This is a genomic window from Devosia sp. RR2S18 (genome assembly GCF_030177755.1).
GTDB classification, from domain to species: domain Bacteria; phylum Pseudomonadota; class Alphaproteobacteria; order Rhizobiales; family Devosiaceae; genus Devosia; species Devosia rhizosphaerae.
Genome location: NZ_CP126539.1, coordinates 3434752 through 3458177, shown reverse-complemented (window position 1 = coordinate 3458177; position 23426 = coordinate 3434752). Strand labels below are relative to the sequence as shown.

22 protein-coding genes are annotated in these 23426 nt (G+C 61.8%); 13 read left to right on the top strand and 9 right to left on the bottom strand.

What is annotated here, in order from left to right; all coding sequences use genetic code 11:
• The first annotated feature begins 79 nt into the window (after positions 1-79).
• Positions 80-931, top strand: coding sequence for an aminoglycoside phosphotransferase family protein (locus tag QOV41_RS16995; protein ID WP_284577984.1), 852 nt, complete (start codon positions 80-82; stop codon positions 929-931).
• Positions 932-946: 15 nt separating this feature from the next.
• Positions 947-1444: a CAP domain-containing protein gene (locus QOV41_RS16990; RefSeq protein ID WP_284577983.1), complete on the top strand. Its 498-nt coding sequence runs from the start codon at positions 947-949 to the stop codon at positions 1442-1444.
• On the opposite strand, the gene glpK is transcribed toward QOV41_RS16990, so the two are convergent.
• Both glpK and glpD read right to left on the bottom strand, forming a co-directional pair.
• Complete coding sequence (glpK, locus tag QOV41_RS16985) at positions 1441-2934, bottom strand: glycerol kinase GlpK (protein ID WP_284577982.1); 1494 nt, start codon at positions 2932-2934, stop codon at positions 1441-1443. The genes QOV41_RS16990 and glpK overlap by 4 nt on opposite strands.
• A gap of 49 nt (positions 2935-2983) precedes the next feature.
• Positions 2984-4486, bottom strand: a complete 1503-nt coding sequence (glpD, locus tag QOV41_RS16980; protein WP_284577981.1) for a glycerol-3-phosphate dehydrogenase — start codon at positions 4484-4486, stop codon at positions 2984-2986.
• Between the two features lie 178 nt (positions 4487-4664).
• Here glpD and QOV41_RS16975 point away from each other — a divergent pair, with 178 nt between their 5' ends.
• The 4 genes from QOV41_RS16975 (at position 4665) to QOV41_RS16960 (ending at position 9116) form a co-directional block, all read left to right on the top strand.
• Positions 4665-5609, top strand: a complete 945-nt coding sequence (locus QOV41_RS16975; protein ID WP_284577980.1) for an AEC family transporter — start codon at positions 4665-4667, stop codon at positions 5607-5609.
• Positions 5610-5667: 58 nt separating this feature from the next.
• Entirely contained in the window at positions 5668-6597 is a 930-nt protein-coding gene (locus QOV41_RS16970) for a 2-hydroxyacid dehydrogenase (protein WP_284577979.1), read from the top strand.
• Between the two features lie 61 nt (positions 6598-6658).
• The gene (gene budC, locus QOV41_RS16965) at positions 6659-7414 is read left to right on the top strand and encodes a meso-2,3-butanediol dehydrogenase (RefSeq protein WP_284577978.1); all 756 of its coding nucleotides are present in this window, start codon (positions 6659-6661) and stop codon (positions 7412-7414) included.
• 61 nt (positions 7415-7475) lie between these two features.
• Positions 7476-9116 carry an alpha-glucosidase gene (locus QOV41_RS16960; RefSeq protein ID WP_284577977.1) on the top strand — a complete coding sequence of 547 codons (1641 nt, stop codon included), beginning with the start codon at positions 7476-7478 and terminating at the stop codon, positions 9114-9116.
• A 1-nt stretch (position 9117) separates the two neighbouring features.
• Here QOV41_RS16960 and QOV41_RS16955 read toward each other — a convergent pair whose 3' ends face one another.
• The 3 genes from QOV41_RS16955 to QOV41_RS16945 all read right to left on the bottom strand — a co-directional run bounded on the left by QOV41_RS16955 (position 9118) and on the right by QOV41_RS16945 (position 11736).
• Complete coding sequence (locus tag QOV41_RS16955) at positions 9118-9420, bottom strand: hypothetical protein (protein WP_284577976.1); 303 nt, start codon at positions 9418-9420, stop codon at positions 9118-9120.
• Entirely contained in the window at positions 9417-10487 is a 1071-nt protein-coding gene (locus tag QOV41_RS16950) for an AbrB family transcriptional regulator (RefSeq protein WP_284577975.1), read from the bottom strand. The genes QOV41_RS16955 and QOV41_RS16950 overlap by 4 nt, the downstream gene beginning before the upstream one ends.
• Before the next feature lie 79 nt (positions 10488-10566).
• Positions 10567-11736, bottom strand: a complete 1170-nt coding sequence (locus QOV41_RS16945) for a M20 aminoacylase family protein (protein ID WP_284577974.1) — start codon at positions 11734-11736, stop codon at positions 10567-10569.
• A 193-nt stretch (positions 11737-11929) separates the two neighbouring features.
• On the opposite strand from QOV41_RS16945, the gene QOV41_RS16940 reads away from it, so the two are divergent.
• The 7 genes from QOV41_RS16940 to QOV41_RS16910 all read left to right on the top strand — a co-directional run bounded on the left by QOV41_RS16940 (position 11930) and on the right by QOV41_RS16910 (position 18468).
• Positions 11930-12688 carry an electron transfer flavoprotein subunit beta/FixA family protein gene (locus tag QOV41_RS16940; RefSeq protein ID WP_284577973.1) on the top strand — a complete coding sequence of 253 codons (759 nt, stop codon included), beginning with the start codon at positions 11930-11932 and terminating at the stop codon, positions 12686-12688.
• Positions 12688-13629 carry an electron transfer flavoprotein subunit alpha/FixB family protein gene (locus QOV41_RS16935; protein ID WP_284577972.1) on the top strand — a complete coding sequence of 314 codons (942 nt, stop codon included), beginning with the start codon at positions 12688-12690 and terminating at the stop codon, positions 13627-13629. Before QOV41_RS16940 ends, QOV41_RS16935 begins: the two co-directional genes overlap by 1 nt.
• A gap of 60 nt (positions 13630-13689) precedes the next feature.
• Complete coding sequence (locus QOV41_RS16930) at positions 13690-14874, top strand: amino acid aminotransferase (RefSeq protein WP_284577971.1); 1185 nt, start codon at positions 13690-13692, stop codon at positions 14872-14874.
• 68 nt (positions 14875-14942) lie between these two features.
• Entirely contained in the window at positions 14943-15596 is a 654-nt protein-coding gene (gene fsa, locus QOV41_RS16925; RefSeq protein WP_284577970.1) for a fructose-6-phosphate aldolase, read from the top strand.
• A 116-nt stretch (positions 15597-15712) separates the two neighbouring features.
• A complete protein-coding gene (locus tag QOV41_RS16920; protein WP_284577969.1) occupies positions 15713-16792 on the top strand; it encodes an Mrp/NBP35 family ATP-binding protein in 1080 nt (359 codons plus the stop codon).
• An 81-nt stretch (positions 16793-16873) separates the two neighbouring features.
• A complete protein-coding gene (locus tag QOV41_RS16915) occupies positions 16874-18190 on the top strand; it encodes a GH1 family beta-glucosidase (RefSeq protein ID WP_284577968.1) in 1317 nt (438 codons plus the stop codon).
• Positions 18191-18240: 50 nt separating this feature from the next.
• Positions 18241-18468, top strand: coding sequence for a DUF3072 domain-containing protein (locus tag QOV41_RS16910; RefSeq protein ID WP_284577967.1), 228 nt, complete (start codon positions 18241-18243; stop codon positions 18466-18468).
• On the opposite strand, the gene QOV41_RS16905 is transcribed toward QOV41_RS16910, so the two are convergent.
• From QOV41_RS16905 to QOV41_RS16890, 4 genes are read right to left on the bottom strand one after another with little or no spacing between them, the layout of a single operon-like run.
• A complete protein-coding gene (locus tag QOV41_RS16905; RefSeq protein ID WP_284577966.1) occupies positions 18465-20027 on the bottom strand; it encodes a dipeptide ABC transporter ATP-binding protein in 1563 nt (520 codons plus the stop codon). The two genes, QOV41_RS16910 and QOV41_RS16905, sit on opposite strands and share 4 nt — an antisense overlap.
• Positions 20014-20853, bottom strand: coding sequence for an ABC transporter permease (locus tag QOV41_RS16900; protein ID WP_284577965.1), 840 nt, complete (start codon positions 20851-20853; stop codon positions 20014-20016). Before QOV41_RS16900 ends, QOV41_RS16905 begins: the two co-directional genes overlap by 14 nt.
• On the bottom strand, positions 20850-21803 hold the full coding sequence (locus QOV41_RS16895; protein WP_284577964.1) for an ABC transporter permease: 954 nt from the start codon (positions 21801-21803) through the stop codon (positions 20850-20852). The genes QOV41_RS16900 and QOV41_RS16895 overlap by 4 nt, the downstream gene beginning before the upstream one ends.
• A 27-nt stretch (positions 21804-21830) precedes the next feature.
• Positions 21831-23312, bottom strand: coding sequence for an ABC transporter substrate-binding protein (locus tag QOV41_RS16890; protein ID WP_284577963.1), 1482 nt, complete (start codon positions 23310-23312; stop codon positions 21831-21833).
• Positions 23313-23426: the final 114 nt, after the last annotated feature.

The window sequence follows — 23426 nt, the reverse complement described above, 5'->3', positions numbered from 1 at the left end:
CCGCAATTCCATCAAGATTTACCGCGATGCCCGAGTGATGCAGTCGCAACCGGCCCCCTCATCTGCTCTAATGCAGGACATGAATCAGTCACCTGTCGAAACGGCGCTCAGCCGCGCCATGATCCGCTGGTCCCTGACCAAGTCGACGCCGGTGGCGGAAACGCCGCGGAGCTCCATCTTTCGTGTCGAGCAGAACGGCCGGAATTTTGCCGTGCTCAAGATCCTCAAGGCCAATGCCGGTGAGGAAGAGGGGCGTGGCTCCAAGCTGTTGGAGTGGTATGGTGGGGACGGCGCTGCCACCGTGTTCGATATGCATGGCGATACCATCTTCATGGAATGGCTCGATGGCGGCACGCTGGGCGACGCGGTCCGGGCCGGCCATGATGACCAGGCAACGATAGCCATCTGCACGATCGTGTCCAATCTCCATCGGGCGCGCGCCGGAGCGCCGCCCCAGCTGCAGCCGCTGCACGAGCGCTTCGAGGCGCTCTTTGCCACCGATGTCCGCGCCTGGCCTCGCACGGCGCGCGATCTCTACGCCCGCGCCAGCGGCATTGCACTCAAGCTCTTCGATAAGCCCGCGCCGCTGGTGCCGCTTCATGGCGATCTCCACCACGACAACATCCTGTCCTCGGATCGGGGCTGGCTGGCGATCGATCCCAAAGGGCTGATCGGCGATCCCGCTTATGAGGTGGCCAATGTCTTCCGTAACCCTCCGGGTGAAACGCAGCTGGCAGCGGACCCGCGCCGGATAGCGGCTTTGGCGGATGCGTTCGTGGCGCGTCTCGGCTACAATCGCAAGCGCGTACTCGGCTGGGCCGCGGCGCACTCGGCGCTTTCGGCGTGCTGGGATTTGGCTGCCGGCAACCCCATCACCACCGATCTTGCCGTGCTGCCCCACCTATTGACCGCCTACGATCAGATGGCCTGATTTTTGGACCACTCGATGCGCATAGCTCGCCGCAGCTTTCTTGTCCTCGGCGCCGCTGCGGCGCTCGCGGCCTGCTCCGCCACCATTCCTGTTCTGCCCAAGAGCGCGAGCACTTCCGAGACGCTGACGGACGCAGAAATCCTGACGGCCATCAATGCCGTGCGGAAGGCTAACGGCGCCCCGCCTTGGACCTATAATGCAAGCCTTGAGAACGCCGCTCGTGCGCAGGCGCGACTGATGGCGCAGAAAAACACCTTGAGCCATAATCTAGGCGTCACCTTGCGCCAACGCGTCACCACCGCCGGCTATCTCGGCGCCGTGGGTGAGAACGTAGCCAAGGGCTATACGAGCCTCGAAGGTGCCATCCAGGGCTGGATGAACTCCTCGGGCCACCGCTCGACCCTGCTCAGTCCGAAATTTACCGAATTCGGCCTTGCCGCTGCGCGCGGACCGGGCGGCAAGCTCTATTGGGCGATGATTGCCGGCGGCAGCTTCCAGGCTTGGGTGGTCTAGGCAGCGCTCGAGAGCGTTCGCCGCACCGCTTCGTTCCAGCCCCGCACCTTCCGCTCGCGCTCGCCATTGTCCATTGCGGGCTCGAAGCGCCGGTCCTGAGCCCAGGTGCTGGCAAACTCTTCCATGCTCGGCCACACACCGGCTTTGGAGCCGGCGAGCCAAGCGGCCCCCAATGCAGTCGTCTCGAGAATGGTGGGACGGTCCACCGGGGCGTCGAGAATGTCGGCGAGAAACTGCATGGTCCAGTCCGATGCCACCATGCCGCCATCCACCCGCAGCACTGTGTCGCCACCTCCGCGCCAATCCTTGCGCATGGCTTCCAGGAGGTCACGCGTTTGATAGCACACTGCCTCTAGGGCCGCGCGGGCGATCTCTGCCGGTCCCGTATTGCGCGTCAGGCCATAGATGGCGCCACGCGCTTCCGCATCCCACCAGGGGGCGCCCAACCCCACAAAGGCTGGGACCATGTAGACGCTTTGATGTGGGTCGGCCGATTGGGCCAGCGGGCCGGTTTCGCTCGCATGCTGGACCAGCTTGAGCCCATCGCGGATCCACTGCACCGCTGCGCCGGCCACGAAGATCGAGCCTTCCAAGGCATAGGTGCTCTGGCCATTGAGGCGATAGGCGAGGGTGGTCAGCAGGCGATTGTCGCTCCGGCACAGTTCGGTGCCGGTATTGAGAACTGCGAAGCACCCGGTCCCATAGGTGGATTTAAGCATGCCGGGCTCGAAACAGGCCTGCCCGATCACCGCAGCGTGTTGGTCGCCGGCAACGCCCAGGATGGGAATGGCGGCGCCAAACAGCGCCGGGTCGCTGGTGCCGAAATCGTCGGCGCAATCCTTCACGTCCGGCAACATCGCGCGCGGCACCCCGAACAGCGCCAGCAACTCCTCGTCCCAGGCGTTCTGCTCGAGGTTGAACAAGAGCGTCCGGCAGGCATTTGTCGCGTCGGTCACATGGGATTTGCCGCCGGTCAGCCGCCAGATGAGGTAGGAATCGACCGTGCCAAAGGCCAGTTCGCCAGCCTCGGCCCGCGCCCGCGCGCCCTCGACATGATCAAGCAGCCACTTAAGCTTGGTGCCCGAAAAATAGGGGTCGATCAACAGTCCGGTCTTGCGGGTGATTTCAGCCTCATGGCCGCCACGCTTGAGTTCGGCGCAATATTCCGCGGTCCGCCGGTCCTGCCAGACAATGGCATTGTGAGCCGGCTTGCCGCTCTTGCGATCCCATACCAAGACGGTTTCGCGCTGATTGGTGATGCCGATCGCAGCAATGTCCTTGCCCTCGGCGTCGGCAGCCTCAAGCGCAGTGCGGATAGACCAGACGACACTCTCCCAGATCTCCTCGGGATCATGTTCCACCCAACCATCGCGCGGAAAATGCTGGGTGAACTCCTTTTGGCCGACGCCTTGGATTGTTCGGTCTGTTCCGAACACGATCGCTCGGCTCGAAGTCGTTCCCTGGTCGATCGCCAGCACCAAACCGCTCATGCAAACCCCTCCATTTGCCCCGCCTTTCCCCAGCGGTGGTCCCTTTAGATTATGCTGGTACGCGCTGCCCGAGATAGTCCTCTAGCCGGCCCACATCTTCCTTGCCGACGCGCAGGCCCAGCTTGGTGCGCCGCCACAACACGTCCTCGGCCGTGCGCGCCCATTCTATGTTCACCTGATAGTCCACCTCGGCTTGATAGAGGTCAGCGCCGAAATGCTGGCCTAATGCGCTCACGTCCTTGGCATCACCGAGAATAGATCGCGCCTTGGTTCCGTATTGCCGCATCAACCGGCGCAGCATGCCATTTGGCAGGCCGGAATAATCCATGCCGAGGCGCCGCAGTTCCGCTTCGAAATTGAGCGGTTCGAACTCACCACCCGGCAGCTTCGAGCCCTTGGTCCAGGCTATGCCCTTCTTGCCTAGCACTTCTTCGATTTTTTCGAGCACCGACTCTGCCAGCCTGCGGGAAGTGGTCAGCTTGCCGCCAAACACATGCACGGCCGCGCCCGTGGCCTTGTCGCCGTCCATCTTGAGTACATAGTCGCGGGTAGCTTCCTGGGCGGCGCTGGCCCCATCGTCGAACAGCGGGCGCACCCCCGAATAAGTCCAGGCGATCTCCTCGCTGGTGACCGGCTTAGCGAAATACTCGCTCGCCGCCGACAGGAGATAGTTGGTCTCCTTGTCAGAGATGGCCACGTCCCTGGGGTCGCCGTGATAGTCCTCATCGGTCGTGCCGATCAGGGTGTAGTCTTGCTCGTAGGGAATGGCGAAAATGATCCGGCCATCGGCATTCTGGAAAATGTAGCATCGGTCGTGCTCATAGAGCCGCCGAACCACGATATGACTGCCTTTGACCAGTCGCACATTGTGCGCGCCATTCTTGCCCATGGTGCCCGTGATCACGTCATCCACCCACGGCCCGGCCGCATTGATCAGCAGCTTGGCGCGTACGGTCTGCCGGCCGTCCTCCCCGTCGAGCTCCAGCACCCAGCCGCCATTCTCGCGTCGTGCGCTCGTCACCTTGGTGCGGACATGGATGGTGGCGCCGCGATTGGCAGCGTCGCGGGCGTTCAGCACGACGAAGCGGGCATCGTCCACCCAGCAATCGGAATACTCAAACCCACGCTTGAACTCGGGCTTTAGCGGCTTGCCCGTCTCGTGCTGCTTCAGGTCCAGCGTCTTGGTGGGCGGCAGAAGGCGTCGGCCTCCCATATAGTCATACATGGCCAGCCCAGAGCGCAGGATAAACGCTGGACGCAATCCCTTGTGGTGCGGCAGCACGAACCGCAGCGGCCAGATGATGTGCGGGGCCTCGGCCCACAACACCTCGCGCTCGGCCAGCGCTTCCTGCACCAGGCGGAACTCATAGTGCTCGAGATAACGCAGGCCACCATGCACCAGCTTGGTCGCCGCCGAACTGGTGCCGGACGCCAGATCCTTCATCTCTGCCAGAGCGACGGTGAACCCGCGGCCGACGGCGTCCCGCGCAATGCTGGTGCCGTTGATGCCACCTCCGATGACGAAGATGTCGACGCTGTCGCTCTGGCTCATGATGTGGGTCCCGTGTATCGCGTTTCGTTTGTACGCGTTTGGCTTTCGTTTGAAAACATCACTGTTTCGCTTTTCTCGACCAGCAGCAATTCGCCGCATCTACCATTCAAGATCGAGTTGACCATCGGCTGCAGCAAAGCTACGGCAGTGTCACCCTCCCGGCCACGAAAGTGCGGCCATGCTCGCCATCCTTTCCGTCATCGCGCCGATCTTCGCACTCATGGCGCTCGGCTACAGCGCCGTGCGCTTCCGCTTGTTCCCGGCTGAAGGCATTAAGAGCTTGATCGCCTTCGTGAACAATTTCGCGACACCCTGCCTGCTCTTCTATTCCCTGCTAACGTCCGACTTCACTGCCGCGTTCAACCTCGCCATCATCGGTCCCTATTACCTGGGCGCGCTGGTCTGCTTCGTCCTGGGCATCGTCATCGCTATCCGCCTGTTCAAAAACCGGCCGGGGGAGGGCGTATCAGCCGGGTTCTCCGGCACCTTCACCAATACGGTGCTCGTCGGCCTGCCGATCATGCAACGCGCCTATGGCACTGAAGCCTTGCCGGTAACACTGTCCATCATTGGCCTGCACGGCGCCATCCTGCTCACTGTCGGCATGGTGACCATGGAACTGGTTCGCCGCGACGGGCAATCCCTGGGCCGCACTCTGCTCACCGCTGGCAAGCGCGTCGGCTCCAATCCGCTGATCTGGGGCATCGCGGCCGGGATGATCGGCTATTTCTCCGGCCTCACTCTTGTCGAGCCCGCGGAAGCGTTCTTTGTGATGATGAGCCAGGCGGTCGTTCCGGCGGCGCTTTTCGGCATCGGCGGTGCGCTCAACGAATACAAGCTCTCGGAAAACTGGCACCAGGCGCTGGTCGCCTCGCTGATCAAGCTCATCGTCCATCCGGCTATCGCCTATGTCCTTATGGTCTGGGTGCTCCATGTGCCCATCGAAACGGCGCGCTACGGCATCCTGCTCTCAGCCATGCCGGCCGGCATCAATGTCTATGTCTTCGCGACCTACTACCATCGCGGCATTCACGTCGCCGCCAACACCATCCTCATCTCCACCGTCACTTCCGCACTGACCATCTCTGCCTGGCTGGCCATTCTCAGCCACACGCCCACTTAAGCTTCCCTGTTGCCTCCGGGCACGCCCACCCTATGGTGGGCAAGAAAAGAGGATCCTCATGGCCATCGACCTTCTCCAGACGCACAAGCTGCTCGATACCTGCGAGGCCGCCCTGGCCGAGCGCTTTACTGTCCACAAGCTGCACGAGGCTGCAGATCGCGACGCGTTCCTCGCCGAAGTCGGCCCCCGCATCCGCGCCGTCGCGGGCGGTTCGGTCGATGCCGACCTGATGGACCGTCTCCCCAAGCTCGAGATCATCGCCAATTTCGGTGTGGGCTATGACACCATCGACACGCCGGCTGCCAAGGCCCGCAACATCCGCGTCACCAATACCCCCAGCGTGCTCGATGATGCCGTCGCCGAAACGGCCATGGCCCTGATGATCGCGCTCGCCCGCCAGGTTCCGGCGGCGGACCGCTTCGTGCGCGAGGGCAAGTGGGAGCAAGGAAACTTCCCCTTCACCACCGAACTGCGCGGCGCCACCGTTGGCATTCTGGGCCTTGGCCGTATCGGCAAGGAGATTGCCGCCCGGGCACAAGCGTTCAAGATGCGGATCGTCTATCACGGCCGTCAGCGTCAGCCGACGGAGCCTCACCTCTATTATGGTGATCTCGAAGCCATGGCGCGGGACTGCGACTGGCTGGTCATCGTGGCGCCGGGCGGTCCGGCGACGCAAGGGATCGTCTCGCGCCAGGTGCTCGAAGCGCTGGGCCCCAACGGACGCCTCGTCAACGTCGCGCGCGGCAGTCTCGTTGATGAAGCCGCGCTCATCGACATGCTCCAATCGGGCGGCATTGCCGGCGCCGGGCTTGACGTCTTCGCCGATGAACCGCGCGTGCCCGCCGCGCTGCGCGAACTCGACAACGTCGTGCTTACCCCCCACTACGCCAGCGCCACCCGCACCACCCGCAATGCCATGGGCGCGCTCGTGGTCGCCAATCTCGACGCCCATTTTGCCGGCAATCCGCTGCTGAGTGCCGTGGTCTGAAGGAGCCCCTTTCCCCTTGATGCGTTAGCCGGTCACACCCAAACGCATGAAGGACATACCCATGGATCGGTTCACCGGTAAAACCGTGCTCGTCACCGGCGCGGCATCAGGCATCGGCCAAGCCACAGCCCGACGCTTTGCTAGCGAAGGCGCCAATTTGGTGCTGGTCGACCGCAACGACATGGGGGAAACCGCCAAGGGCATGTCGCCCGACCGTATCCTCATCCACACCGCCGATGTCTCTGACGACAAGGCCTGCGACGGCATGATTGCGGCCGCTGTTGAACGGTTCGGAACACTTGACGTCTTGGTCAACAATGCCGGCGTTTATTCCGGCGGCGACCCGGCCCAACTCAGCAACGAGGATTGGCGCAAGGTAATCGCCACTGATCTCGATGGCGTCTTTTATGGCTGCCGCGCAGCCATTCCGCATCTCGAAAAATCCGGCGGCTCTATCGTCAATACCGCCTCGGTATCGGGCACCGGCGGTGACTGGAACACGCTGCCCTACAACGCTGCCAAGGGGGGCGTGGTCAACTTCACCCGTGCTCTCGCCATGGATCTCGGCAAGCGCGGCATTCGCGTCAATGCCGTCTGCCCCAGCCTCACCCGCACCGCCATGACCGAGGACATGTTTGACGATGAGGAGGCGCTGGCGGCCTTCCGCGAGCGCATCCCCTTGGGTCGGCACTGCGAGCCCGAAGAGGTCGCGGCCGTGATTGCGTTCCTCGCCAGCGCCGATGCCAGCTTCATCACCGGCGCCATGATCCCGGTTGATGGCGGGGTCAGCGCGTCCAACGGTCAGCCGCCGCAATAGGCGGCGTTTCCTTCAGCCTGTCGGCAGGCTAACGTCCACCTCAATCAGAGGGAGCTTTTTCATGCAGGAATGGTGGCGCGGCGGCGTGATCTATCAGGTCTATCCGCGGTCTTTTCAGGACACCAATGGCGATGGTATCGGCGATTTGCCCGGCATTATCCGCCGCCTCGATTACATTGCGAGCCTGGGCGTGGATTGCATTTGGCTGTCACCGATCCAGCAATCGCCGCAGGCCGATATGGGGTATGACGTCTCGGACTACCGGGAGGTCGACCGGCTCTTCGGTTCGCTCCAGGATTTCGACTCGCTCGTCGAACAGGCCCACGCCCGCGGCCTCAAGGTCATCATGGACCAGGTGGTCAGCCATACCTCCGACCAGCACCCCTGGTTTCAGGAATCGCGTGTCAGCCGCACCAATGCGCGGGCCGACTGGTATGTGTGGTCTGACCCGCAGCCCGACGGCTCTCCGCCCAACAACTGGCTTTCTGTGTTCGGCGGACGGGCCTGGGAGTGGAATCCTACCCGCGGGCAATATTACCTGCACAATTTTCTAGCTAGCCAGCCAGATCTCAACTTCCACAATCCCGCCGTGCAGGATGCGGTGCTGGACGTCATGCGCTTCTGGCTAGAGCGCGGAGTGGATGGCTTCCGCTTCGACACGGTGAACTACTATTTCTCCGACGACGAGTTACGTTCCAACCCGCCGCTGCACCCAAAAGGCAAGCTCGTCACCGCGGTCAATCCATACGACATGCAGGAGCATATCTACTCCAAGAATCGCCCCGAGAATGTGCCCTTTCTGCAGCGCATCCGTGCGCTTATGGACGAGTTCCCCAACACCGCCAGCGTGGGAGAAGTCGGCGAGGCCCAGCGCGCCGTAGCGCTCATGGCCGAATACACATCGGGCGGCGACAAGCTCCACATGTGCTACTCGTTCGAGTTCCTCGGCCAGGAGTTCTCGGCGGCACACTTCCGCTCGCGCATCGAAGCATTCTTCAGGGCGAGTCAGGATGGCTGGCCTTGCTGGAGCTTCTCCAATCACGACGTGCACCGTCATATCAGCCGCTGGTCGGGCCATGCGCTTTCGCCTGACGAGTTGGGCCGGCAGTGCATCGCGCTGTTGGCGGCGCTCCGGGGCTCGATTTGCCTTTATCAGGGCGAGGAACTGGGTTTGCCCGAATCCGACCTGCTCTACGAGGAACTGACCGATCCGCGGGGCATCCGCTTCTGGCCGGAGGACAAGGGGCGGGATGGCTGCCGTATACCCATGCCCTGGGAAGAAGGTGAGGCGCCAAATGGCTTCACCTCCGGAACTCCCTGGCTGCCGATGCGGGCGCGCCACTCCGAGCGTAATATGGCTGCACAGGATCGCGACCCCGGCTCGGTCCTCAACGCCTACCGGTCGATTCTGACTTGGCGAAAAAAGCACCAGGCCCTCGTTACCGGCGACATCGCCTTCTTTGATACCAGCGAGCCCGCCCTTGCCTTCCGCCGCACCGGTGAGGACAAGGACATGCTGTGCGCCTTCAATCTCTCACCCCAGACACTGCAACTGTCCATCAAGGGTGCGGAGGAGCCGGTCCTGGAGCCGGTCAGTCAAAGCGCCACCATGGTCGGCAAGGGGCTGACTCTGGGCCCCAGCGGGTTCGCGTTCCTCAGCGTGGCCAGTGGTGGCAAGGGCAAGATCGTCTACGAAGACTAGCCTATTCCACCCGGCGGAATGTGTTGGGGTCGAAGAACTGCATTTCTTCCCCAACCCCGCTTGCCCGGCGGACGAAGGCGCGGATGCAGCCATTCCAGCGCTCCACGCGGGTGGCGTCCACGCCCATCTGCCGCAAGCGCATCAGGTCGAACTCGTTGCGCTCTTCCTGAGTATAGGCGTCGCCAATGCGCATGCCGAATTCAAGCGAAACGCCGGGGCGGTCGCCTATGCAAAAGGGCGCGGCAACACTCCCGCCCACGGTGGCGCAGAGCGCAAGGACGGCAAGTGTGACAGGTTTGATCATGGCAATCTCCCTTCGCCCTTGTCGTGAGCCGCGATTGTGGCGTTCTCACGCCAGCGGATCAGCATGACAACGCCGGGAATGGCAAAGCTGAGCAGCAGCAAGCGAATAACGTGGTGGGCGGCGATAAACGCCGTGTCATAGCCTAGCGCGATGCCGAGAGCGCCCATGCCTTCCAGCGCCCCGGGCGCCAGTGCCAACCAGATCTGGCCATAGGGCATGCCGATCACCATGCCGACGAGCCAAGCCACCAGGGTAACGATGCTCACGGTCATGCCGGTGGCAATCAGCCCACCCAGCGAAGCATGAAAAAACTCGCGCCGGCTAATCCCGGCAAAGCGAGAGCCGATCAGCGCCCCGGTCAAGACGAACGTGGTGATCACCAGTGGCTCCGGCATTGCCGCGTCGTAAAGCCCGCCCAGCTTGGCGGCGGTGGCGGCCGCCATCGAACCCAGCACGAATCCCGCCGGGATCTTGCGCCACACAAAGACGAGGCCAAACGCGGTACACCCAGCCGCCAGGAGCAGCAATTCGCCCACCGACAGGGTCTTGGACGACATCAGCGGCTCGAAATGGGCGATGGGCAGGAACATGGCACCGATGGGCACGCAGATGGTCAGCATGAAAATGCGGATCACCTGGATGATGGCAATCTGCCGTGCATCGCCGACCCCCGCCGAGGCGATCCCCATGACCAATGAGAGGTGGCCCGGAAAGGAGCTGAGATAGGCCGTCCCCGCATCGAGCTTGAATACGCGGGCCAGCATCCATCCGGTAAGCGACACGATCAGCACCAGTTCGATCACCAGCGCGGCAAGGCTGACTGGCCAGCTCGAAAGCAGGTTGAGCGTGTCTGGCGCAACGCTTGCGCCCATCGACATGCCGATCAGGAGAAAGGCGACGTCGCGCAGCCGGTCGGGCATGCGCACCTTCACCCCGCTCATGGCCGCGATGCTGACGGCCAGTGCCCCGCCCATTAGCCAGCCCGCCGGCAGTCCGGCAAACGCCGCCAGGGCACCGCCGGCAAACGAGATCAGGAGTGTGAGAAGGGTAGGGACCAGCTGTGCCAAATGGCTACCAATGGAGGAAAAAAGCTGCGTCGGCAGTAACCTCACCGGCGGCCGCCCGCAAGAGGACCATGCACCAGATTTAGCTGACTGGCAGCGCCCGCTCCGCCAGCCGCACCCAATAGCTCACGCCCACGGGAATGACCTCGTCGTTGAAGTCATAGGTTTCAGTGTGCAACTCGGCGCTCTCGCCATTGCCCAAGAAAATGTAGGCGCCCGGCCGCTCCTGCAGCATGAACGAGAAATCTTCGCCGCCCATCGAGGGTTCGGCATCGGCGTCGACGCGCTCCGGTCCGACCACTTCGCCAGCGACTTCAGCGGCGAAACTCGTCTGCTCCGCAGAATTGACGGTCACGGGGTAACCCCGCGCATACCGGACGCTGGCCTCGGCTCCAAAGCTCTGCGCGAATTGCGGCACGAACTGGCCTAGCCGCTCCTCGATCAAATCTTGCACGGCGCTATCGAGGGTTCGGACCGTTCCGGTGATGCTGGCGGTCTTGGAAATCACATTGTCCGCTTCGCCCGCCTCCACGATGGTGACCGACAGCACTGCACTGTGCAGCGGGTCGACATTGCGCGATACGATCGATTGCAGCGCCACGATCATCTGCGCCGCCACCAGGATCGGGTCGATGGTGGTTTGCGGCCGGGCCGCGTGTCCGCCCCGTCCGCTGATGTCGATATAGAAGCGATCGGTTGCGGCCATGATGCCGCCGGCGCGAATGCCGAAATGGCCCGCCGGCATGCCCGGCCAGTTGTGGAGGCCATAGAACTCGGCGATGTCGAACTTCTCGACCAGTCCGTCCTTGATCATCTCCTTGCCGCCGCCACCGCCCTCTTCGGCCGGCTGGAAGATCACGGCAATCCGCCCATCGAAATTGCGCGTTTCCGCTAGATACTTTGCGGCTCCCAGCAGCATGGCGGTGTGTCCGTCATGGCCGCAGGCATGCATCTTGCCATCTATGGTCGAGGCATAGGCTTTGCCGGTGCGCTCGGTCATGGGCAACGCGTCCATGTCGGCGCGCAACCCGATCGTGCGGCCGCTGGTGTTGGTTCGGCCATTGATGATGCCCACGACGCCGGTGCGCCCCAGGCCGGTGACCACCTCATCGCAGCCGAATGCCCGAAGCTTGTCGATCACGATCCCGGCTGTGCGCTCGACGTCGAACAGCACCTCAGGATGAGCATGGAAATCCTGCCGCCAGGCGGTGATTTCCTCGTGAAACTCGGCAATTCGGTTCAATACGGGCATAGGTGGTCCAGGCAAATGTTCGCTGTCGGGGCAATGTCGCTGTCCCAACCAGCCCAGTCAACTGCGGTGCAACATCGCGACCAACGGTATGGCTTTCCAACATTCACCCCCGCAGTGTACCGATATTCCCCATCCGCGTCTTGCCCCTCTTGGCCAAACTTGCAATGACATCCGCAACTTGCCGGAGCTGCCCATGAAAGTTCTTGTCGCCGTCAAGCGCGTCGTCGACCACAATGTCCGCATCCGTGTCCGCCCCGATGGCTCGGGTGTCGAGACCAATGGGGTGCGTATGTCGATGAACCCCTTTTGCAAGCACGCGGTCGAGGCCGCAGTGCAGCTCGGGGAGCAGGGCCATGCCGATGAGATCGTGATCGTCTCCATCGGTCCCAAATCCGCTAATGACGTGATCCTGACCGCTCTGGCTATGGGTGCGCATCGCGGTTTGCTGATCGAAACCGAAGCGGAATTGGAAACGCTTGCCATCGCCAAGCTGCTCGCCAAAGTGGTCGAGGAGGAGCAGCCGGATCTGGTGCTGCTCGGCAAGCAGGCGGTGGACGACGACTCCAACCATGTCGGCCAGATGCTGGCGGCGCTGACCGATCGTCCGCAGGCAACCTTCGCCTCCGAGATCAAGGTCACCGCCGATGGTCTCGAAGTCACCCGCGAAGTCGATTGGGGCCGCGAAGTCGTCGCCCTGCCGCTCCCCGCCATCGTCACAGCCGACCTACGCCTCAATACGCCGCGCAACGCCGCGCTGCCCATGGTCATGAAGGCGCGCTCCAAGCCCCTCGCCGTTCGTCCTGCTGCAGAATTCGGCGTCGACCTCGCGCCGCGCCTGATCATCGAGAAGGTGTCGCCGCCCGCCGAGCGTGCCACCGGCCGCACGGTCGACTCGGTCGAGGACCTGGCCGCCATCATCGCCGCAGACGTTTCGCAGATGGAGGCGCTATAATGAGTGTTCTCCTCTTGGCCGATCACGATCTAGGCCTGCTCTCGCCCTCCACTGCACGCCTCGTCAACGCGGTAAGCCAACTTGGCCCTGTGGACCTCCTGGTTCTAGGCGAAGGGATTGACCAGGTGGCTACCGAAGCCAGCAAGATCAGCGGTGTGTCGCGCGTCCTAGTAGGGCAGGGCGCCGGATACGGCGGGATGCTGCCCGATGCTGTGGTTTCGTTGCTTGAAACGCTAACAGTCCGCTATCAATATGTAGCAGCTGGTGCCACTGCCGTGGGCCGGGATGTCATGCCCCGACTGGCCGCCAAGCTCGACCTGATGCCCATCACCGACGTGGTCGCCATCCTTGATCCCAGCCGGTTCGAGCGCCCTATCTATGCCGGCAATGCGGTCCAGACGGTCACCTCGAACCAGGCTAAACACCTTCTTACCCTGCGTGCATCAGCCTTCCGCGCTGCTCCTCTGGGCAATGACGCACCTATCGAACCCGTTGAATCTGCAGCGACTTCTGCAGCTCGGGTAATTGCCGGTCATCGCACCGAAAGCGACACTCCAGACCTTGCGACCGCGCAGATCGTGGTGGGCGGTGGTGTCTCGGTCGGCTCCGCCGAAGGCTTCCAGCTCATCCAGCAACTCGCGCAGCGCCTCAACGCTGCCGTCGGTGCGACCCGCGCCGCCGTCGACGCCGGCTACGCTCCTAACGATTGGCAGGTTGGCCAAACCGGCAAGATCATCGCCCCCGACCTTTACATCGCCGTCGGAATTTCTGGGGCTTTACAACACCTTGCGGGCATTCAGGGTGTTAAAAAGATCATCGCCATCAACACCGATGCCGAGGCCCCGCTCTCCAAGATGGCCGATGTCGTGCTCCTCGGCGATCTCTTCAAGACCATCCCGGAACTGATCGCCGAACTTGACCGCCTCGGCGTCAAACGCTGAATTGCAAATTTCCCCCTGCGGCCTATAAAGGCGGCGCCTACCCACTGGACTTCCAGAGATATGTTCGAGACCCTCTCCAAGGCCCCCGGCGACAAAATTCTGGCGCTCATGGGCGAATATGCGGCTGACCCGCGACCGACAAAGATCGATCTCGGTGTCGGCGTCTACAAGGACGAAAAGGGCACCACGCCGATCATGTCCGCCGTCCGCAAGGCCGAAGAACGCATCCTTGCTGCCGAAAAAACCAAGTCTTACCTCGGCATAGCTGGCAACAAGGGCTTCGGCAGCGCCGTGCTCGATCTGACGCTGGGCGATAGTGTCGATCGGTCGCGCGTTCGGATTGCTCAAGCTCCCGGCGGCACCGGCTCGCTGTGGGTATTGATGCAGTTGATCAACCGTGCCCGCCCTGGCACGACGGTCTGGGTCTCCGATCCCACCTGGCCCAACCACAATCCGATTGCAGAGAACTCAGGTCTCGCGGTCGCCACTTACCCCTATTTCGACCCAGAAACCCGCGGTGTCCGCTTCACCGAAATGCTTGCCGCGCTCGACCAACTCGGCAAGGATGACGTGGTCCTGCTGCATGGCTGCTGCCACAATCCTACGGGCGCCAACCTGTCGGCCGAACAATGGGATCAGGTCGCCGCAAGCCTCGCCCGCACTGGCGCGCTACCTTTCATCGATCTGGCCTATCTGGGCTTCGGCGATGGCCTCGAAGCCGACGCCTATGGCACGCGCAAGGTCGTCTCTTCGGTGCCTGAGGCGCTTGTCGCCTTCTCCGGTTCCAAGAATTTCGGGCTTTATCGCGAACGCATCGGCGCGGCCATTCTTATTGCTCGTGATGCCGAGCAGGCCGACATCACGCAATCTCAACTGCTCAACATCATCCGTGGCGCCTACTCGCAGCCACCCGATCATGGCGCCGAGATCATCCGCACCATCCTGGAGGATGCCGATCTGCGCACCGAGTGGGAGGCCGAACTCAACCAGATGCGCACCCGCATGGTGCATCTGCGCGAAAAGCTCGCCGAGACCATCCGCCAGCGCTCCAATTCTGAAGACTTCGATTTCATCGCCGATCACCGTGGGATGTTTTCGCTGCTCGGCTTGGATAGCGCGACCGTCGAACATCTAAAGGCCGCGAACGGGGTCTATATGGTGGGCGATAGCCGGATCAATGTCGCCGGCATCCCCGAGGAGCGCGTCGGCGATCTTGCTGATGCGCTCCTTGCCGCCAACAAGTAGGGGCACTGCGCCCGCTCTACCAACCTCGCCCGGCATGCCACGGCGACACGCAACCTTAGGAGGGAACGATGAAGTTCTTCGTCGATACTGCGGAAGTAAAGGACATCCGCGAACTGCATGAAGCCGGCCTTGTGGATGGTGTTACGACCAACCCGTCGCTGATTGCCAAGTCAGGTCGTGACTTCAAGGAAGTGATCAAGGAAATCTGCAACGTCACGCCAGACCCGGTTTCGGCCGAAGTGGCGTCGCTTGAGTATGATGGCATGATCGCCGAGGGCGAAGTGCTTTCCAAGATCGCCAGCAACGTCGTTGTAAAGCTGCCGCTTACTCTTGCCGGTCTCAAGGCGACCCGCACCTTCAAAGAGCGTGGTATCAAGACCAACGTGACGCTTTGCTTCTCGGCCAATCAGGCTCTGCTCGCTGCTAAGGCTGGCGCGACCTATGTGTCGCCCTTCATTGGCCGGATCGACGACATCAACCTAGATGGCATGGAGCTGATCGAGAACATCCGCCAGATCTTCGACAACTACCAGTTCGAGACCCAGATCTTGGCAGCTTCGATCCGTTCGGCCAATCACGTCACCCAGGCAGCCCTTGCCGGCGCCGATGTGGCGACCATTCCGACCGCGGTCATCAAGAAGCTAGCCGACCACCCGCTGACCAATGCGGGCATTGAAGGCTTCCTCAAGGATTGGGCTGGCACGGGTCAGTCGATCCTCTAGCTCCCTCGAGAGCTATCCTGCGCGCCAAGTGATGAGGGGCAAGGCCCCTCGTCCTCTCCTCTCGGCAGATCCAAGCTCACAAGCGCGATCGCCGGGCCATTCACGTCTAGAGTGCCATGGCCGACACCGACCTCGCCGCCCAGATCAAAGCCGGCCTCGCCGCTGTGGAAATTCCCGGCGGCGGGGACCTTGCGACCTATGGCGGGCTCTCCGAAATCATCGTGACGTCGGGCGCAGTCGCCTTTGCCATCGCCGTTGTGCCCGGAATGGAGGCCGCCTTTGGCCCAGCCCGCGAACAGGCGCAGCAGGTCACGCAAGCGATAGCGGGCACCCGCAAGATCATGGTGTCGCTAACTTCGGGCAAGCCGCCAGCCAGTGCTGCTCCAAAATTTTCTCATGGCGCGCCCGTGCCACCCGGAAAGACCGCTGTTCCTGGTATCCGCCATATACTGGCAGTGGGGTCGGGGAAGGGCGGGGTTGGTAAATCCACGACCGCGGTGAACCTGGCCCTCGCGCTCCAAGCGGAGGGCCTGCGCATCGGCATTCTCGATGCGGACCTCTATGGGCCCTCTATCCCGCGCCTGCTGGGGCTCGAGGGACAACCGGCCGTTCGGGAGGACGGCATCTTTACCCCGCACACCGCTTTCGGTATCAAGGCGATGTCGATCGGCGCCATGCTGAACCCCAATCAAGCGGTGGTCTGGCGCGGACCGATGGCGACATCTGCCCTGCGCCAATTGCTGCGCGAGACCGACTGGGGCGAACTCGACATCCTCGTCGTCGACCTGCCGCCCGGCACCGGGGACATCCACATCTCCCTCTTTCAACAGACGGAAGTGGCCGGTGTGGTGATCGTCTCCACTCCACAGGATCTCGCCCTGATCGATGCCCGCAAGGCCATCGACATGCTGCGCCGCATGCAGGTGCCCCTGCTAGGGCTCATCGAGAACATGAGCTACTTCATCGCTCCCGACACGGGTCGGCGCTACGACATTTTCGGCACCGGTGGCGCACAGAAAGCCGCTACTGACGTTCAGATTCCGTTCATCGGCGGAGTTCCGCTGGTGATGTCGATCCGAGAAGGCTCCGATCTCGGCAGGCCTCCAGTAGCCGCAGACCCAACCGGTCCTGAGGCCGAGGCGTTTCGAACCATCGCCACGAACATCCTCGCCAACACTCCTTCGCTACGCCCATAAAGCTCCTGCAATCGATTGCATCGGGGGATTGGCTGAGCTATTGGCTGCCTCAAAGCGGCTCAAGCCGACAGAGGAGGTCTAATGTTCTCGATTCACCGCCAAGATTTCGGCACTGATTTCACCTTCGGCGTTGCCACGGCAGCCTTTCAGATCGAAGGAGGCCAGCGGGACGGTCGCGGTCCTTCCATCTGGGACAGCTTCTCGAGAACGCCAGGCAATGTCCACAATGGCGACACTGGTGCGGAAGCCTGCAATCACTACGAACTCTGGCCGCAAGACCTCGATCTCATCCGCGACGGCGGTTTTGATGCTTACCGCTTTTCCTTCGCCTGGCCCCGCCTCATTCCTGGGGGAACCGGGGCGGTCAACCAGGCGGGTCTCGACTTCTACGACCGGCTGATCGACGGCATGCTTGAGCGCGGGATAAAGCCTTACGCTACCCTCTACCATTGGGATCTTCCCTCGCCGCTGCAGGACAAGGGCGGCTGGATGAACCGGGACATTGCCAACTGGTTCGCGGATTACGCGGTGCTCATCGCGCAGAAGTTCGGTGATCGTCTCGAAGCGACGGCCACCATCAACGAGCCTTGGTGCGTTGCCTTCCTCAGCCATTTTCTGGGCATTCATGCCCCTGGCTACCGCGATCTGCGGGCGGCAGCGCGTGCAATGCACCATGTATTGTTTGCCCATGGCACGGCTATCGATGCCCTGCGCGCCAATGGTGCAAAGAACCTCGGCATTGTGCTTAACTTAGAGAAATCTGAGCCCGCTAGCGACAGCGAGGAGGACAAGCAGGCCGCCAATGTCGGCGATGCGATCTTCAACCGCTGGTATCTCGGTGGCGTGCTCAAGGGAGAGTACCCCACGGAGCTTACCGGCCCTCTCGCTGCCTACCTGCCGGACGGCTATGAGGAGGACATGGCCGTGGTGTCGCGTCCCCTCGATTGGCTTGGCATCAACTACTACACGCGCGGCCTTTACAAGTCCGCCCCCGACCAGCCTGTATTTCCAATTGCGCAGGTCAAGGGTGACCTTGAAAAGACCGACATCGGCTGGGAAATCTACCCACAGGGGCTTACCGACCTGTTGGTCCGGGTCTCTCGTGACTACACCAAGCTGCCGCTGTACGTGACGGAAAATGGTATGGCTGAGGTCGAGGGCGACAGCGATCCGCGCCGGGCAAAATACTACGAGGATCACTTGAAAGCGGTCTTGAGTGCACGAGAGCAGGGCGCAGACGTCAGGGGCTACTTCGCCTGGTCGCTGCTCGACAACTACGAGTGGGCTGAAGGGTACAACAAGCGTTTCGGCCTCGTCCATGTGGATTACCAGACGCAACAACGCACGCCCAAATCGAGCTATCGTGCTTTCCAGGGCATGCTGCACAACTCCCGCTAGGGAACTCATCAGTGCCGTGAACATTGGGAGAACAACAACGGAGTTCTCCCATGTCTACGACCAATCCGAAAGTCGATCCGAGCCAGCACTCGAACCTCGAGAAAAAACCTGAGGACTGGATCACGGGTGACGATCCGATGACCGATGCCCAAGCATCCTATCTTAAGACGCTGAGCGAGCAGGCCCACAAGTCCGATCAGTTCGCAACCGACATCACCAAGGCAGAAGCCTCCAAGCGGATCGATGCCCTGCGCGCCGAACTGGGGCTCGAGGACTAGCTCTTCAAGCCGAGCTCTGGCAGCCGGGCTGCCACGAGTTCTTTTGTCAGGGGCTGCTGAGGAGCCGAAAAAATCTCCTCCGCTGTCCCCGCCTCGATGATGCGGCCGCGCTCCATCACCATAACTCGGTCAGCGATCGCCGCGACCATATCGAGGTCGTGGCTGATAATGAGGTAGGTAAGGCCGTACTTGGCCTGCAGGCTGGACAATAAAGCGAGCACTTCACCGCGCACCGACACATCGAGCGCTGAGACAGGCTCATCCAGCACCACCAGCCGGGGACGGGTGACCAAAGCTCTCGCGATGGCGAGGCGTTGACGCTGTCCGCCCGAAAACTGGTGAGGGTAGCGGTCGAGCATAGCCTCATCTAAGCCGACAGCCTCAACGGCTTCGACCAATCGCGCCCGATGGTCCATCGGCGCCAGCCCATGCTTTAGCCGCAGCGGCTCGGCCAAGGAAGCACCGACTGTCAGGCGAGGGTTGAAGCTGCCGAACGGATCCTGGAACACCAAGGAGAGATGCGCCCTGTGTGATCTCGGGAGGTCGCCGCCACGATATCGCGCACCCTCGATCTCCATCGTGCCTGCGGTCGCCGTATCTAACCCCACGATCATCCGAGCCAGCGTGGATTTGCCACAGCCGGAAGGACCGACGAGCGCTAGGCATTCACCCATGCCGATCCCGAAAGAGACCCCCTCCACCGCCCGTAAGTGCGCCCGGCGCCAAGGCAACAAGCCACCCTGCCGGTAATCCCGTGTGAGGTTCTCCACCTTTAGCAGGGGTGCGCCTTCATTTGGCGCTGGGTGCATACGAGTTGGAGAGAAGCGCGACGCTGCGACCAGGCTTTTGGTGTAAGCCTGCTCTGGGGCGACAAATATGTCCTCTGTTCTCCCCGTCTCAACGATCCGCCCCTGGTGCATCACTGCGACCCGATCGCACAGACTGGCAACCGCCTTCAGATCATGGCTGATGAAGATCAGGGCCATCTGCCGCCTCGTGCAGATTTCTTTGATGAGATCTAGTACCCGGCGCTGTGTGATGAGGTCGAGCGCAGAAGTGGGCTCGTCGGCAATCAGCAGGTCGGGCTCGCTGGCTAGAGCCATGGCAATCATGGCGCGCTGGCGCTGCCCTCCTGAAAGCTGATGTGGGAAGCGCTCCCCATGAACGGCGAGCAGCCCCACTTCCTCCAGAAGTTGTGGGACCTGGTCGGCCGCCTTGGCGCTGAGCGCGAGTGCTTCGCCGATCTGGTCTTTTATCCTGAGCAGCGGATTGAGCGCCGTCATCGGCTCCTGAAAAATGATGCCCATGCGCTTGCCGCGGAGGCGCGCCATATCAGTTTCGTTGCGAGGTAGGTCTCGTCCATCCAAACGAATATGACCGTTCCGACTGGCACTCACTGGCAGCAGATCGGCTATGGCCATTGCGGTTAGAGTCTTGCCCGAGCCGCTTTCGCCGATGATGCCGAAGCGCTCGCCGGGCTCCACAGAAAAGCTTACCTCCCGCACAGCCGTTTGTTCACCGAAGCGCACCCAAAGTCGTTCAACTTCAAGCAAGGGCATGTGCATTGCCTTGGCGAAGACGTGGGTCGATAGCATCCCGTAGGCCGTCACCCGCGACATTCAGTGCAATGACGATGAGCACGATGCTCACGCCCGGAACGGCAGACAACCAGGGATGAATGAGGAAAACCCCCTGTGCTTCCCGCAACATAAGCCCCAGGCTCGTCGCAGGTGGTTGGGTTCCCAGGCCCACATAGCTAAGGCCGGCCTCGGCCAGAATCCCGAGCGACAACTGGATGGTGCCCTGTACGATGATAAGGCTCATAATGTTGGGTAAAAGGTGCCGGCGCGCGATGGCCGCCTTGCTCAGACCCGCCAAACGGGCGGCCGAGACAAAGTCCAGCCGCGCCACACTCAAGGCTCCGCCGCGAGCGACACGTGCAAAAACCGGGATATTGAACACCCCTATCGCAACTATCGCATTGGTCGCCCCTGGGCCGACCAGCGTAGTGATGAGAATAGCCACGACGATCGCCGGGAAGGCAAAGACGAAATCGGTGAGCCGCAGCACCAACCATTCGACTGCACCACCCCACATAACCGCCACCAGGCCCAGGGGGATGCCAATCCCAGCACCGATGGCGACTGCCAATGCCGCCACGCCGAAGCTGGTCCACGCACCCGCCATGGTCAGGGACAAGAGATCTCGCCCGAGATGGTCAGTTCCGAGCCAATGGGCACCGCTGGGCGCGGCAAAGCGTCGGGAGATGTCGATTTCCGTGATTGGGTAAGGTGTCCAAACAAGCGAAACGAGGGCCAGGGCTGCGAACAGCGCAACCCCAGCAAGCCCAACAATGAGGCTTGGGTGTGCGAGGAGGCGCTTCATCTGACCGAACCTTCCCGCAGCCGAGGGTCGATTAACGCATAGGCGATGTCGGTGACGAGCATAGTTGCAGTAACCGCCAACACCAGGATGATGGTAGCCCCACGTACCAAAACCAGGTCGCGTTCAGATATCGCAGTGAAGATCAGCCTTCCCAGACCCGGCAGATAGAAGACGTTTTCGACGATGATCGTACCGGCTATCAAAAAGGCGAACTGCAGGCCCAATATGGTCAGCACTGGCAGCAATGCGTTCCGCACGCCGTGGCGCCACACCGCTTCTCCCTTAGTAAGTCCTTTGGCACGGGCGGTGCGGATGAAGTCCTGTCCGGTCACGTCCACCAGGGCCGTGCGCATGACACGGGCAAGAATACCGGCTTGCGGCAGACCTAAGGCTAGTCCGGGGAGTGCCAGGCTCCGGAGCGCTGCCCAGACATCTTCATGCCAGGGCGTGAACCCGCCTGGGGGAAGCCAACGCAGCGTCACGGCGAACAGCAGCGTGAGGAGCATTCCAAACCAGAAATTTGGGACTGCAATGCCAAGCTGCGCCACAACCATGGTGATCGTATCGGGTGCTTTCCCACGGCGCCGCGCCGCCATGATCCCAGCGGGTAGCCCGACAGCCGCGGAAATGATCATCGCAATCGCGGTCAGCGGCACGGTGACGCCGAGACGATCCCAGATGAGGGTGCCTACGGGAGCCCGCTGCGTATAGGACACCCCAAAATCGCCGGTAAACATGCCGGCTAGCCATCCCCAGAAGCGCTCATGCGCCGGCGCATCGAGCCCCAACTGAAGACGGAGGTTCGCGACGGCTTCGGCACTTGCATTGATGCCCAGAATGAAACGGGCTGGGTCACCCGGCAGGAGGTCCAGAAGAATAAAGATGACAGCCGCCGCGACCAGCAAGGTTGCGGCGAAGCCGACGAGCCGTCGGAAAGAGTAGAGTATCATCTACGGGGCGCAGAACCAGGGCCCGACTTACTCGACCCAGCGAATGTCCCGCAACACCACGCCTTCGATCGGCGCATTCTGCCACATGCCTTCCAGCTTGGCATTCCAGACGCCCGTCTGAGCCAGTTCGAACAAGTAGCCGTTGACTGCATCTTCTGCCAGGATGGTTTGCGCTTCGACAGCCAGTTCTCGACGCAGTTCTTCGTCTGTTGTGGCATTAAGCTCTTCGACCAGCGCCTGGAACTCTGGATTGTCGTAGCCGAAGTAGTAGTCAGGATCGGCATAGATGCCAATGTCGAACGGCTCCACATGCGCGACGATGGTGAAGTCGTAGTCCTTGTTGGTGAAGACGTCCTCGAGCCACTGCGCCCATTCCATGTTGACGAGTTCGAGGCGGATGCCGACTTCTGCAAGCTGGCTGGCAATAATCTGCCCTGACAGGCCCGCATAAGCTACTGGCGGCAGTTTCAAGGTTGCGATGAAACCTTCGGGGTAACCTGCCTCCGTCAGCAGCCGCCGTGCTGCGTCGGGATCATGAGGATAGGTTTCGGTCAGATCGACATAGTACGGATGGTGCGGCGCGAAATGGCTGCCGATCGGCTCGCCATAGCCATAAGTGGCGCCTTCGATGATCTCTTCGCGATCGATCGCGTGCGCGATCGCCTGGCGCACTCTGACGTCATTGAACGGCTCCCGTGCGTTGTTGGTCGCCAAAACCGTCTCGCCCTCTGTAGTGCCCACCAGAACCTTGAACTGGGGGTTGGCTTCAAAGATCGGCAAAGCTTCGGCAGCGAAATTGTTGGTGCCGTCGATATCGCCAGCCAGCAGGGCGTTGGTCAGCGTGGCAGTGTCGCCAATGAATACGAAGGATGCCTTGGTCAAGGCAGGCAACTCGCCCCAATAGGGCTCGTAGCGCTCAAGGACGACGCGGCTACCGCGGTCCCACTGGATAAAGGCGAAAGGACCCGTTCCAATTGGTTCAGCAGCGTTGTTCTCAGCGCTCTCTGGGGCAACAATGACAGCGTCGCCGCGCCCCAGATTGAAGAGGAATAACCCATCCGGGCGGCTGAGGGTGAATTCAACGGTCTGCGGGTCAATGACCTCAACTGCCTCGATGGGCTCATACAGAGCCTTCTGCGCATTGATACTGTCAGACGCCAAGATCCTGTCGAACGTGAACTTGACGTCTTCTGCGTCGAAGGTTGAGCCGTCATGAAATGTGACGTCAGATGCGAGCTCGAATGTGTAGGTCAGCCCATCCTCGGAGATGGTCCAGTCCTGCGCCAGGCCGGGCTGCACGGCGCCATCCTGGTCGATACGGACCAAACCCTCAAAGATGTTCTGGTAGGTGACGACGTCGATGGCCTCCGCCGCCCCAGCGGTGGGGTCGAGCATTGGCGGCTCCAGCGCCACGCCAATGCGTATCTCGCTCGGCTGAGCCAAGGCAGCGCTAGTGAGCGCTAGTCCCAAGCTCAAAATCAAACCGAACAACTGGGTTGTCTTTGCCATTGCAGTCCCCATTGCATTGCGGAAGGCCCGCTTGCGCCCCTTATAGGGCAGTCACGTCGACATGACACCTGGTCTTGTTGTTATTGCTTGCTCCCGAAGGCTTTCGTCGGAGCG